The sequence below is a fragment of the Bacillus sp. FSL W7-1346 genome (assembly GCF_038593335.1).
In the GTDB taxonomy this organism is placed as follows: domain Bacteria; phylum Bacillota; class Bacilli; order Bacillales; family Bacillaceae; genus Bacillus; species Bacillus altitudinis.
Map to the genome: position 1 here is coordinate 2,473,727 of NZ_CP151988.1, position 13,022 is coordinate 2,486,748.

Below are 13,022 nucleotides of genomic sequence, written 5' to 3' on the forward strand. Positions count from 1 at the left end.
TCTTTTCACTCTTATGCTTTCAGCTCTTCAATACGCTTTTGAACAGCTTCGCGTTTTGCGACATAATCACGTTCTTTCGCACGCTCTTCTTCTACGACACTTTCAGGCGCTTTTTTCATAAAGCCTTCATTGCCAAGTTTTTTCTGTACGCGTTCAACTTCTTTTGTCAGTTTATCAAGCTCTTTTTGCAGACGGGCAATTTCCTCGTCTAAATTGATTAAACCTTCAAGCGGCAGAATGAGTTCTGCTCCAGAAATAACTGCTGTCATCGCTTTATCACTAGCTGGGACATCTGTGCCAATTTCAAGCACACTTGGATTCGTGAAGCGTTCAATATATGAACGGTTCTTCTCTAAACGTTCCTGTACATCAGATGTGGATGCTTTGATATATAGCTCGACTTGTTTGCTCATTGGTGTGTTGACTTCACTGCGAATGTTACGAACAGAACGAATCAGTTCAACAAGCAGCTTCATATCAGCAGAAGCTTGTTCGTTGGAAAGCTCCGGCTTCACTTCAGGCCATGCCGCTACAGTAATGGACTCACCTTCATGAGGTAGATGTTGCCAGATTTCTTCTGTTAAGAACGGCATAAACGGATGTAGAAGTCTCATCGTTTGATCTAATACATACGCAAGGATCGAACGAGTCGTTTTCTTCGCTGCTTCATCTTCTCCATAAAGCGGAAGTTTCGCCATTTCAATGTACCAATCACAGAAATCATCCCAAATGAAGTTGTATAAATGTCTGCCCACTTCACCAAATTCATACTTATCAGCAAGCTGTGTGACACTTTCAATCGTTTCATTTAAGCGTGTTAAAATCCATTGATCAGCAACTGATTTTTCTCCTGTTAAATCAAGCTCATCGTACGTTAAACCATCCATATTCATGAGAGCAAAACGGGATGCGTTCCAAATTTTGTTCGCAAAGTTCCAAGTGGATTCAACCTTTTCAAAGCTAAAACGTAAATCTTGACCTGGAGAGCTTCCAGTCGCTAAGAAATATCTCAATGAATCCGCTCCGTACTTGTCGATAACCTCCATTGGATCAATTCCGTTGCCAAGTGACTTACTCATTTTACGCCCTTGTTCATCGCGGATAAGACCGTGAATGAGGACATCTTTAAATGGTTTTTCTCCTGTGAATTCAAGACCTTGGAAGATCATACGAGATACCCAGAAGAAGATGATGTCATAGCCTGTTACAAGCAGATTGGTTGGGTAGTAGCGCTTGAAGTCTTCACTTTCTGCATCTGGCCAGCCCATTGTAGAGAAAGGCCAAAGCGCTGAACTAAACCATGTATCAAGTACATCGTTATCTTGCTCCCAGTTTTCAATATCTTCTGGCGCATCAAGTCCCACGTATACTTCCTTCGTTTCTTTATGATACCAAGCCGGGATACGGTGTCCCCACCATAGTTGACGAGAAATACACCAGTCACGGATATTTTCCATCCAGTGTAAATACGTCTTTTCAAATCGGTCTGGAACAAATTGAACTTGCTCATCACCTTTTTGCAGATTGATGGCTTCATCTGCGAGCGGCTGCATTTTCACAAACCATTGTGTTGATAAATATGGCTCCACTACAGCGCCACTGCGCTCACTGTGACCAACTGAATGCATGTGGTCCTCAATTTTGAACAAAATGCCTTCTTCTTGAAGATCTTTTACAAGCTGTTTACGACATTCGAAGCGGTCCATTCCTTTGTATTGAAGTGCGTTTCCATTCATTGTGCCATCTTCATTCATCACAAGAATGCGCTCTAGGTTATGACGGTTTCCAAGCTCGAAGTCATTCGGGTCATGAGCCGGCGTAATTTTTACAGCTCCTGATCCAAATTCCATATCGACATAGTCATCCCCGACGATTGGAATCTCTCGGCCTGTAATTGGTAAAACAACTGTTTTCCCAATCAAATGCTGATAGCGTTCATCTTCAGGATGTACAGCGACTGCCGTATCTCCCAGCATTGTTTCAGGTCTTGTTGTCGCAATTTCAATCGAACCTGATCCATCTGCAAGCGGATATCTCAAGTGATAAAACGCACCTTGCACATCTTTGTAGATGACTTCAATATCAGAAAGGGCCGTTTTTGTTGCTGGGTCCCAGTTAATGATGTATTCTCCGCGATAGATCAATCCTTTTTCATACAATTGAACAAACACTTGGCGAACTGCTTTATTCAAGCCTTCATCTAATGTAAAACGCTCACGCGAATAGTCTAGACCTAGACCCATTTTCGCCCACTGGCTGCGAATAAAATCGGCATACTCTTCTTTCCACTTCCACGTTTCTTCTACAAATTTTTCACGTCCGAGATCATAGCGGCTCACGCCTTCTTCGCGAAGCTTCGCCTCTACCTTTGCTTGTGTTGCAATACCCGCATGGTCCATTCCTGGCAGCCATAAAACATCATAGCCCTGCATCCGTTTCATACGAGTCACGATGTCTTGAAGGGTTGAATCCCAAGCATGCCCTAAGTGTAATTTTCCTGTCACGTTTGGTGGAGGAATGACGACTGTATATGGATCTTTCGTTTTGTCATTTTGTGCTTCGAAGAATTTCCCTTCAAGCCAGTACGTATAGCGGTCTTTTTCAATCGCATTTGGATCGTACTTTGTTGGCATTTCTTGATTATTTGTTTCCATTTGTGTTACCTCCACATTTTTTCGGCTGATGAAACATAAAAAAAGCCTTCTCATCCTTATAAAAGGACGAAAAAGCTTTTTCGCGGTACCACCTTTTTTCACGAAACACTTAGACGTGTCCCGTACTCTCTAAAGGATAACGGGGATCTCCCGAATTTCTCTACTACATGTTTCAAGAAATTAAGCTCACAGGCGACCTTCCAAACAAGTGCATCCTAGAAAACCTTTCAGCTATTGGTTTCCCTCTCTTTAGGGTCTTGCTCGTACTCTTCCTGATCCACGCTTACGATATATCACGTTCATCAGCTTATACTCATCTTTTATTAATATTACTAAATGCCTTTTGTTTTCGTCAATCATCTTTTCCGCTTTTCTTCTTCTTTATACAAATTGGGCAGGCACCCTTTGCCTCTTTGCCCATATGATAATAACAAAATAAAGAAGGAGGGCGTTTTATTTTGAAAAAGATCAATCCTTACACACTCCCCCCATGGCTTAGACAAATTCGGGCAGTTGCCTCCCAAGTCGTTCTCCCGATTGCCATATTTCAAGGCTTTCGCACGATCATTTTTCCCACAACATTTGACGTCCTCATCTTAGGAATTCTTATATTTCTCGCCTGCGCCTTTCACCTTGATTGGTTTTAAGAGAGCTGAAAGCTGCAGGCTCACTCTTATGTATCGATTACCCCATGTTAGACATTTGACAGCAAACAACCTCGTCACTCTTCTGATGACGAGGCATTTTGTTCTTCTTCAAGGCGTCTAGCCTGCTCAATTTCGTGTATTTTCATGACGGTCGGCTCGGAATTTTTCATTTGCCAATACGCCCTTAACAGCTCCTGACAACTTTCCATCTCATCCTGTCCGCCTGCTTCATAGGCTTTCACCGTATCAAACAAACCCTGCGGATAAGCGAGGTAGCTCAAGAACAAATGAATCTCTTCCTCACGAAGTTTATTTCCCTTTTGATACGTATAAAACAAAGATGTGCATTCAGGACAAGGAGTAGGGTAGGTTTTGAATGTGCGATAGTAAAAGGTCAAAAGGTCATATATGGGGGCAGCCTTTTTGGACCGCTCAAAATTGGTGAAATGTCCTGTACCTACATCATTGTACAAAAAGTGATGGACTGACAATTGCCCATGGTTTAACACAATACGTGTCGTCTCTTGGTCTTTCATTTCCTCATGCCAATCCTCTAAACGTTCAAGTGCAAATTCACTTGCAGACATCGCTTCTGAAAAGTACATAGCAGCAGCCAGCTCAAATGGCGACATATACCATGTTTGTTCTGCCCGCTCGATAAATCGTTCATACATGTCTTTCTCTGTTTCCCATTTGCTTTTCATTTGGGTGTAGTGAGCCTCTATTTCCTGCTCAGTAATGTCCATCATGACTTCTGTTCGTTTATGAAGTCTTGCAATCTCTTGAAATAAATATTCATGTTTATCGTCCTGCTCTTCTCTCTTTTCATTCGTTAGCCATGGCATGAGGTAATACGTGTACTGGCTTTCTCGATGATTTGAGAAAAAGGAACCGCTCTTCGTGCGATAAATCGGCACAAACGAGCGATAGCCTTTTGATTCTAGTTCAAGCATTTGCTCTGTAAACTGCATGTGTCGATGGGGTTTTACTCGCTTTAGTGCAAATACGCCCTGCTTTGTATACACTCTAACGACTGCTGGACTGACAGGTTCGATATATTCAGCCTCAAGCCCGTATTCGTATAGGACAGATTGGATTTCATCCACGTTCTCTCACCACATTTTCTCGGTCCATCATCTCATACTATGCATTGCTTTTTTGATATTCAGGAATATAAAGAATCTGCCCTTCTTCAAGCTCTGCATCCACCGACAATGAATTCGTTCGAAGGAGCTGCTGCACATTCAACTGATATCGCTCACAAATACGATCGACCGTATCTTCTTGCTGAACTATACATATTTTCATGCGAGAAAAATCTTCCTCCTCCTGCTTAGCGAACAGCTTCGTTAAATAAAGAGAATTCTCACTGCCAGACGCTTCTCTCTGGTCATGTTCAAACTCCTCAGCTTCTTGAGCTGATTCATACACCTTTGGTGCTTCACGTTCATATAATCGTTCGAAATGATAGCTATCATCCCGCTCTTCCTGTGTCTGTTCCATCTGATATGCAGGTGATTCAAAGGCTGGATAAGCTGGCGGCTCTTCTTCTTCCTTGCTCTCTGCATCAGGGTCTTTCCTCACTTCCACCTCAAAGAACGTATCATCCCGCTCCTCTTCTTCTAACAGCTTAGGCGGGTCAAAGAATGGCGGCTCTTGTACTTGAGCTTCTGGGAAGGAACGATACCCAAGCGCCACGGCTTCTTCTTGCTCATTTTCCTCCTCTTCTTCTGTTTCTTCCACCATCACCGTCTCGATGTCTATTTCATCCTCTTCTTGTTCAGTTCGCGCTTCATGTTGCAAAGCGGCATGCTGTTCTGCATTTTCTTCATGCTCTTCACGTGGCAGCATTTCTTGCTCTTCATATTCAGACTGCGCCTGATATTCATAAGTGACATCGCCATAATCCTCTTCAGCACGATGGACAAATTCATATGGCTCTCCTACAAGCGGTTCAGGCGTTCCTTCATCTAACAGACCTTCAATGGCCAAATCAGCCTGAATCGTGAGCAAACGACTTTCTGTCAGCTGGTAATCAAATGCATCAATAAACACAAATACATCATTTAAATGACTAATTTTGTTCTTGGGGATCGTGATATCCACCGGAAATTGATGCAGCAGCTCAGCCGTTCCGTCCTCTCTTACCTTCACCTCATCAGCCTGCCTGTATGATGCATAGGAACTGGATTCACCCATTAGCTCCTCTTGATTTATGTTGTATTCTCCTGTTAGCTCGAGTGAACCTCTAATGGAAACATAATCATTCACTTCTTGAACGAGAATGTCAGGATCGAGAGAAATTGACAGCAGCTCACTGACTTCCTGTCCGTTTTTGAAATAAATGGACTCTTCTACCGAAAACTGTAATCGATTGTTTTGAGACAAGTCGGTGTCCTCCTTTCATCTAATCCTTCAAAATAAAATTAGATGTCAATACAGGTGTATGAAGGAGGCAGTGAAAATATGATTGGTTTTATGCAAAGCAAAAAGCCGATATGTCTCCATATCGGCTCAGCGTGTAGACAAACCCTCGCATTCGGTGTCAGTCCTGCGCGCTGGTGCTCACGAATGTCAAATTCGCTCCGCTCCAGTACTCGTCCTTCCTAGACTGCAAAGGTTTTCTTTCACGCTGAAAAAAAGACAAAGGGCTAAAATAAAGTTCATTTTAACCCTTTGTCAACGATCTAAGCCGATATGTCTCCATATCGGCTTTTGGTTACTGAGCTAATTTTTGAAATACCTTTTCAACTGTCTCAATCGTATACTCGATGTCTTCATCCGTATGAGCAGTTGATAGGAACAGCCCTTCGAATTGTGAAGGTGGAAGGAAGATGCCGTGATCAGCCATTTCCTTGTAGAATTCAGCGAATAAAGCGAGGTCAGCTGTTTTCGCTGTATCGTAATTGACGACTTGTTCGTTTGTAAAGAAGAATCCAATCATGGAACCTGCACGGTTAAATGTTAATGGAATCCCATGTGCTATCGCCGCTTTTGAAATGCCTTCTTCCAAACGATCTCCTTTGCGTCTAAACTCTTCATAAGACTCAGGTGTCAGCTGTTTTAATGTTTCAAGACCTGCTGTCATCGCAAGCGGGTTACCGGATAACGTTCCTGCTTGATAAATCGGGCCGCTTGGCGCAATTTGTCTCATAATGTCCGCTCTACCGCCATAGGCACCAACTGGCAGACCGCCTCCGATGACTTTACCAAGACATGTCAGATCAGGCGTAATGCCAAAATAGCCTTGTGCACAATGATAATCCACACGGAAGCCTGTCATGACCTCATCAAAAATGAGTAAAGAGCCATATTGCTCAGTGATGTCTCTCAATCCTTGCAAGAAACCTTCCTGCGGAGGGACAACACCCATATTTCCTGCAACTGGTTCTACAATGACACCTGCAATGTCGTCTCCAAATTCTTCAAAAGCGACTTTGATGCTTTCTAAATCATTGTATGGAACGGTGATCGTATTGCTTGCTGTACCTTCAGGGACACCAGGGCTATCCGGAAGTCCAAGCGTTGCCACACCCGAACCAGCTTTAATAAGCAAAGAATCACCGTGGCCATGATAACAGCCTTCAAATTTCACAATTTTGTTTCTGCCTGTAAAACCACGTGCTAGACGAAGCGCACTCATCGTCGCCTCTGTTCCAGAGCTGACCATACGAATGACCTCAATAGAAGGAACTCGTTCTGATACAAGCTTAGCTAATTCATTTTCAACTAAAGTAGAAGCACCGAAGCTTGTACCATGTTCAGCTACTCGCTGAATACTTTCAACCACACGGTCATTTGTATGCCCTAAAATAAGCGGTCCCCATGATAAGACGTAATCAATATATTCATTTCCGTCAATATCGTATATTTTTGCGCCTTTGCCTCGTTCCATAAAAATCGGGTCTGTATTGACTGATTTAAATGCGCGTACAGGGCTGTTCACACCACCCGGCATTAACTGCTGCGCTTCTTTAAATGCTTGCTTTGACTTTTCATAGCTACGTCCCATTTCAACGTCCTCCTGTCTATCCGTTCTTTATTCTGAGAGCCATTTTGCTGCATCTTTTGCATGATACGTAATGATTAATTCTGCGCCTGCACGTTTCATGCTAGTCAGCATTTCAAGAACAAGCTCTTTTTCAGAAATCCACCCATTTTGAGCTGCTGCTTTGACCATTGCATACTCTCCGCTCACATTGTAAGCAACAACAGGAAGTGTAAATTCATTTTTCACATCACGCATGATATCTAAGTATGAAAGTGACGGCTTCACAATCAGGAAGTCAGCGCCTTCTTCTACATCAGACTGCGCTTCTCTCAGTGCTTCTAAGCGGTTTGCAGGGTCCATTTGATACGTTTTACGATCTCCAAACTGCGGTGTGCTATGCGCCGCATCACGAAACGGACCGTAAAAAGCACTTGCATATTTCACAGCATATGACATGACAGGCACATGAACAAAGCCGGCCTCATCAAGCGCCTCACGAATTGCAAGCACAAAGCCATCCATCATATTTGATGGAGCAATGATATCTGCACCTGCACGAGCCTGACTGACAGCGGTTTTCGCTAAGAGCTGAAGAGATTCATCATTTAAAATTTCTCCATCTTCAACGATTCCGCAATGTCCGTGATCTGTATATTGGCATAAGCAAGTATCAGCAATGACCACAAGCTCAGGGAAATGCTTTTTGATTTCAAGCGTTGCTCTTTGAACAATCCCATGATCGTGATAAGCTTCACTGCCTACATGGTCTTTATGGTCTGGTACCCCAAAAACAATGATAGATTTAATCCCAAGGTCAACAAGCTCTTGGACTTCTTCTTTCACAAGATCAACTGAAATGTGATAGACACCCGGCATTGAAGGGACTTCTTTCCGGACATTCTCTCCCTCTACAAAAAAGATGGGATAAATGAAATCAGAGGGTCTTAAAAATGTTTCTCTCACCAATTCTCTCATTCCTGCGCTTGTACGCAATCTGCGGTGTCTGTTAAATTTCATCATTGGTTCAACTTCCTTTCAGATAAACGGCACATCAAATCAAGCATCCCGTCTATCGTATAAGTATCTGGGGTTTCAGAAGAAATCCCGTATTGAAGCAGTGCCTCTTGTGTAAGAGGACCGATGCTCACAAAACATGTGTCTGATGCAGCTAATCTATCGATATCAGCCTCCATGGCGTGCATAAAAGAATGAACAGTGGAGGAGCTTGTAAATGTAATAAAATCAAATGATTGCTCCATCATTGCCGACTTGAGTGCGATAATTCCGTCCTCATCCTTCACTGTTTCATATATAATCCACTCTTTTACATCAATGCCAAGCGGAACGAGGGTATTCTTCACCACATCTCGTGACAGATGGCCTTTTGCTACAAAGACACATTCTTCTGGGTGTACATGATCAATTAAAGCATCTGCCAGTTCTTCTGCTATAAATCGCTCTGGAACCACATCCACTTTTAGGCCGTGCTGCATCAGATAGGCAGATGTTTTTTCACCTACGGCCGCCACTTTCAAGTGGGATAAGCTTTGATGTAATTGATGCTTCTCTATATAACTAAGAAAAAAAGACGCACCATTTACACTCGTAAACACAAGCCAATGGCTTGCTTCTAAATCTTCTAAAAATGCCTTCGCTTTTTCTTTTGTCAGCGTTGGTTCAAACCTGATAAGAGAGGTTAAAACAGCATGGCCGTTCAGCGCTTCAATTTTCTGCTGAAACGCACCCGCTTGACGTTCATTTCGAGTGACAAGCACCGTCTGTCCGTAAAGCGATTTGGCTATCGTCATTGGGAAGACAGATCCTTTTTCACCTTGTCGATCAAATCTTTTGCTCCCTTATCCGCCATTTGCTTCGCACATGCTGTTCCGATTGCCTCAGGGTCAGTACCTGTTACGGTTTCTCGAATAATCGTATGGCCGTCCGCAGATGCCACAAGACCTGTCAATTCAATTTCATCACGCTCATTCATCGTTGCGTAACCAGCGATCGGCACTTGACAGCTTCCATCCATTTGCTTAAGGAAGGCTCTTTCAGCAAGGACCGTTTTCTTTGTATACTCATTTGTGAATTGAGCTAACAGCTGCAAGAGCTCTTCGTCATCTCCCCGACATTCTATCGACAATGCGCCCTGCCCCACAGCAGGAAGGCAAGTATCAGGAGATAAAAATTCCGACACGACTTCTTGACTCCAGCCCATTCTAGACAATCCGGCAGCCGCTAGAATAATCGCATCATACTCTTCATTTTTCAGTTTTTCGAGTCTCGTATCAATGTTTCCACGGATCCATTTAATCTCAAGATCTGGTCTCTTCTGAAGAAGCTGGGCACTGCGCCGTAAGCTGCTCGTTCCCACAACCGCTCCCTTTGGTAGTTCATGAAGACGGAGATGATCCTTTGAAATCAACGCATCCCGCACATCTTCACGCTCAGGAATACAGCCGATGACTAAACCTTCCGGAAGAGAGGCCGGCATATCTTTCATGCTGTGTACTGCCATATCGATATCATGGTTCAGCATTGCTTGTTCAATCTCTTTAACAAACAGACCTTTTCCGCCAACCTTTGATAAGGTCACATCTAAAATTTGATCACCCTTTGTCACAATCTCTTTAATTTCAAAAGAATAAGAAGGGTTTAGTTCAGACAACTTTTGAATGACCCATTTTGTTTGTGTAATCGCAAGTTTGCTTCGTCTAGAACCTACTTTAATTGTACGCATTACGTCTTCCTCCCGACAATGCCCTTAAGACTCATCATTATTGAAACCAATGAAAGGTTGATAAGCTACCAAGCAGAAAATAATTGATCATCAGCACAAGAAATGAAGCGACATTCCATCGCGCCACGATTTTGCCCTGCATATTTCTCACCAGTCTAATGTATAAGTAAAAGCCGTATAAAAACAGCATAATAAACGAACCGAGCACCTTTGCATCTGTCCAGTACAACGTATCATACGAGATATATGCCCATATAATGCCAAGAATTAAACTAAGCAAGAGCATCGGCACGCCAATAATATTTAAGACATACGCCATGTGATCAAGCTTTGATAAGTCTTCAATTCTCAAAAGCCATTTTCCCCACTTTTTCTTTTTCAGCAAACGATATTGAAATAGATAGAGGAGTGAAAAAGCAAATGAAAGTGAAAAAGCGCCGTATGATAAAATGGCCATCGTAATATGAATGACGAGCAGCTCACTCGTCAGCTTTCCCGTCAGTTCGGCAGAATGAAGATCGGATGGTGTAAAGGTGTGAATCGCCATCATGGAAAAACCAATCACATTTGTAAAAAACACAATAAATTCAACACGTAATACTTTTGTCAAAACAAGTGACAATGTCACAAGCACCCACGTATAAAAATATAACCCCTCTGCTACATTCAACACAGGGAATCGGTCTGTTTCCATCATAATATAAAACATGTAGACTGTTTGCAGCAGCCAGACAATAGAAAGCAACCAGAAAGCCATTTTTCCAGCCTTCCGGTTGTGTTGAAGAAAATCTATGAAATAGAACAAGACACTGAGTGCATAGATCAAGATCGTCGCTTCACCTAGTCTCGCTACAATGGATTCCATCATCGCCTAATCACTCACTGGCAACTGTAGCAAGGCCTTGTGCCATATTTGTTTTAAACAGCTGAAATGCCCCTTGCTCCACCTGCATCGGCTCTGCCTTTTGCTCTTCATCTTCAACCTGTAAATCAAAGATTTCTTTAAAGAGTAAAAGTTTTTCCTCTGCATTCGGCTCCCCGGCAATTTCTTTGGCCTTTAAGATAGGATCTTTCAGCATTTGATTGATGATGCTTTTCGTATGTTTATTTAACAGCTTCATTTCACGATTTGTGAGGTTTGGAAGCTTTCGTTCGATGCTTTGCATCGTATCCGCTTGAATCGAGAGTGCTTTTTCTCTTAAAGCAGAAATCACAGGAACCACTCCGAGCGTATTAAGCCATTGCTTAAATTCCACAATTTCAGCTTCGATGAGAAGCTCCACCTCTTCAGCTACTGCACGTCGCTCTTTCAGGTTAGCTGCCACAATACCCTCAAGATCATCAATGTCATACAAAAAAGCACCTTCTACTTCAGAAATAGCTGGATCTAAATCACGTGGTACTGCAATATCCACCATGAATAGAGGTCTGCCTTTTCTCTGTTTGTTCGCTTTTTCGACCATTTCTTTTGTGATCACAAATTGTTTAGCCCCAGTAGAGCTAATTAAAATATCCGCTTCAGATAAAGTTTTTTCTAATTGATTCAAGCTCTTAGGCTCTCCTGAAAAACGGCCGGCCAGTTCTTTGGCCTTTTCGAACGTTCGATTGATGACTGTTACCTGACCAATCCCTTGACCTTGAAGGTTTTGAGCCGCCAGCTCGCCCATTTTACCCGCACCAAGAATAAGGACATGTTTATCAGAAAGACGTCCAAAGATTTTTTTGGCAAGTTCCACTGCCGCATAGCTGACAGATACAGCATTAGACGCAATATCTGTTTCCGCATGAGAGCGTTTCGCAACTGTTACCGCCTGCTTAAACAAATAATTGAAAACGGTACCAATGGTCTTCTCCTCTTGAGCGACTTTAAAGCTTGAGCGCACTTGACCGAGTATTTGTGTTTCACCAATGACCATAGAATCAAGTCCACAGGCAACTCGGAATAAATGCTCAACCGCTCCATCATTTTCATAAAACTTCAAATATGGAGAGACATCTTCTTTTTCTAAACCGAACCAATCTGCTAAAAATCTTTTTATATAAAACCGACCAGTATGAAGCTGATCTACAACTGCGTAGATCTCTGTCCGATTACATGTTGAGATGACGATATTCTCTAGAATGCTTTTTTCTTCTTTAAGCTTGGACATCGCTGTTCCGAGCTCGCTCGGTTCAAAGCTCAGCTGTTCCCGTATCTCAACAGGGGCTGTTTTATAATCTAAACCCACAACAAGAATATGCATAACTTCAGCTTGCACCCCCAACGCCCTGTCTAATTTATAATAATTACAATATAGAATTTATTATTTATAATGATTATAACATATATTCATTTTTAACTGGATAAAAATTGTGAACAGATTTCAAAAATGTTGTGATATAGTAGAAAAATGTTCGACATCGAATGCCATATCATCACTTCAAGCAATTTACCAGATTTGGCGCGTGCGGACAAATGATCTGCTTATAAGAAGGTGACATCTTTGAAGAAGAAATCTATTTTGCTGCCGCTCACTTTGCTGACTGTAGCACTATATGCCATTCTCTCAGGAGATCAATTTGACATTTGGAAAGATCAGGAGAAATGGTATACACTTGTACTGCTTTTTGGCCTTGCTTTCTTATATCAAGGAAAGAAGGAGCAGGAAACCTCTCATGTGTTTATCGGTATGCTCATGACAGGCCTTGCGCTACACTTTATCCTTCAGCCGAAATTAGAACACTGGCCAGATACATTTACGATGATTGTGTTCATCATCGGCCTCGCACTTTTGATGAAATCATCACAGAAAAAGGAATATCGAATAGAAAGTGTTGTTCTCATTGCACTCGGTCTATTCCTTTATTTCTTTCAACAAATTACGAAGCAACTTAGCACACTTTCGATCCCTACTTCCGGTTTTGAATTGTACTGGCCATATGTATTGATTGCCGTCAGTCTCCTCTTATTATTTTTAAAAAGGAAATAACTTATACAATAAAAAGGCATC

The 13,022-nt window shown here is 42.4% G+C and carries 11 protein-coding genes and 1 other annotated feature; of the genes, 2 read left to right on the forward strand and 9 right to left on the reverse strand.

Annotation, left to right across the window (positions count from 1 at the left end; genetic code table 11):
* Nucleotides 1-11: 11 nt before the first annotated feature.
* The gene (locus NST09_RS12805) at nt 12-2,654 is read right to left on the reverse strand and encodes a valine--tRNA ligase (protein ID WP_008342812.1); all 2,643 of its coding nucleotides are present in this window, start codon (nt 2,652-2,654) and stop codon (nt 12-14) included.
* Nucleotides 2,655-2,713: 59 nt separating this feature from the next.
* Nucleotides 2,714-2,943, reverse strand: a binding site (T-box leader).
* Nucleotides 2,944-3,109: 166 nt separating this feature from the next.
* Here NST09_RS12805 and NST09_RS12810 point away from each other — a divergent pair.
* On the forward strand, nt 3,110-3,301 hold the full coding sequence (locus NST09_RS12810) for a hypothetical protein (RefSeq protein ID WP_024718406.1): 192 nt from the start codon (nt 3,110-3,112) through the stop codon (nt 3,299-3,301).
* Nucleotides 3,302-3,375: 74 nt separating this feature from the next.
* On the opposite strand, the gene ysxE is transcribed toward NST09_RS12810, so the two are convergent.
* The 8 genes from ysxE to hemA form a co-directional block, all read right to left on the reverse strand.
* A complete protein-coding gene (ysxE, locus tag NST09_RS12815) occupies nt 3,376-4,407 on the reverse strand; it encodes a spore coat protein YsxE (RefSeq protein WP_017367730.1) in 1,032 nt (343 codons plus the stop codon).
* 37 nt (nt 4,408-4,444) lie between these two features.
* Entirely contained in the window at nt 4,445-5,689 is a 1,245-nt protein-coding gene (locus NST09_RS12820; protein ID WP_050827524.1) for a LysM peptidoglycan-binding domain-containing protein, read from the reverse strand.
* 331 nt (nt 5,690-6,020) lie between these two features.
* Nucleotides 6,021-7,313 carry a glutamate-1-semialdehyde 2,1-aminomutase gene (hemL, locus tag NST09_RS12825; RefSeq protein WP_017358142.1) on the reverse strand — a complete coding sequence of 431 codons (1,293 nt, stop codon included), beginning with the start codon at nt 7,311-7,313 and terminating at the stop codon, nt 6,021-6,023.
* A 27-nt stretch (nt 7,314-7,340) separates the two neighbouring features.
* The gene (gene hemB / locus NST09_RS12830; protein ID WP_050827525.1) at nt 7,341-8,312 is read right to left on the reverse strand and encodes a porphobilinogen synthase; all 972 of its coding nucleotides are present in this window, start codon (nt 8,310-8,312) and stop codon (nt 7,341-7,343) included.
* Entirely contained in the window at nt 8,309-9,100 is a 792-nt protein-coding gene (locus NST09_RS12835) for a uroporphyrinogen-III synthase (protein WP_007501556.1), read from the reverse strand. The genes hemB and NST09_RS12835 overlap by 4 nt, the downstream gene beginning before the upstream one ends.
* Nucleotides 9,097-10,032 (reverse strand): hydroxymethylbilane synthase, encoded by a 936-nt coding sequence (gene hemC / locus NST09_RS12840; protein WP_025207728.1) that lies wholly within the window; start codon nt 10,030-10,032, stop codon nt 9,097-9,099. Before hemC ends, NST09_RS12835 begins: the two co-directional genes overlap by 4 nt.
* Before the next feature lie 37 nt (nt 10,033-10,069).
* Nucleotides 10,070-10,900, reverse strand: coding sequence for a cytochrome c biogenesis protein (locus NST09_RS12845; protein WP_008342830.1), 831 nt, complete (start codon nt 10,898-10,900; stop codon nt 10,070-10,072).
* A gap of 7 nt (nt 10,901-10,907) precedes the next feature.
* The gene (hemA, locus tag NST09_RS12850) at nt 10,908-12,275 is read right to left on the reverse strand and encodes a glutamyl-tRNA reductase (RefSeq protein ID WP_024718410.1); all 1,368 of its coding nucleotides are present in this window, start codon (nt 12,273-12,275) and stop codon (nt 10,908-10,910) included.
* Nucleotides 12,276-12,515: 240 nt separating this feature from the next.
* Here hemA and NST09_RS12855 point away from each other — a divergent pair, with 240 nt between their 5' ends.
* Nucleotides 12,516-13,001, forward strand: a complete 486-nt coding sequence (locus NST09_RS12855; protein ID WP_342493048.1) for a hypothetical protein — start codon at nt 12,516-12,518, stop codon at nt 12,999-13,001.
* Nucleotides 13,002-13,022: the final 21 nt, after the last annotated feature.

Excerpts from the sequence above, each read along its gene's own strand:
- NST09_RS12805 (WP_008342812.1), bottom strand. The coding sequence starts at position 2,654 with ATGGAAACAAATAATCAAGAAATGCCAACAAAGTACGATCCAAATGCG.
- hemL (WP_017358142.1), bottom strand. The coding sequence starts at position 7,313 with ATGGGACGTAGCTATGAAAAGTCAAAGCAAGCATTTAAAGAAGCGCAG.
- hemB (WP_050827525.1), bottom strand. The coding sequence starts at position 8,312 with ATGATGAAATTTAACAGACACCGCAGATTGCGTACAAGCGCAGGAATG.
- NST09_RS12835 (WP_007501556.1), bottom strand. The coding sequence starts at position 9,100 with ATGACGATAGCCAAATCGCTTTACGGACAGACGGTGCTTGTCACTCGA.
- hemC (WP_025207728.1), bottom strand. The coding sequence starts at position 10,032 with ATGCGTACAATTAAAGTAGGTTCTAGACGAAGCAAACTTGCGATTACA.
- NST09_RS12845 (WP_008342830.1), bottom strand. The coding sequence starts at position 10,900 with ATGATGGAATCCATTGTAGCGAGACTAGGTGAAGCGACGATCTTGATC.
- hemA (WP_024718410.1), bottom strand. The coding sequence starts at position 12,275 with ATGCATATTCTTGTTGTGGGTTTAGATTATAAAACAGCCCCTGTTGAG.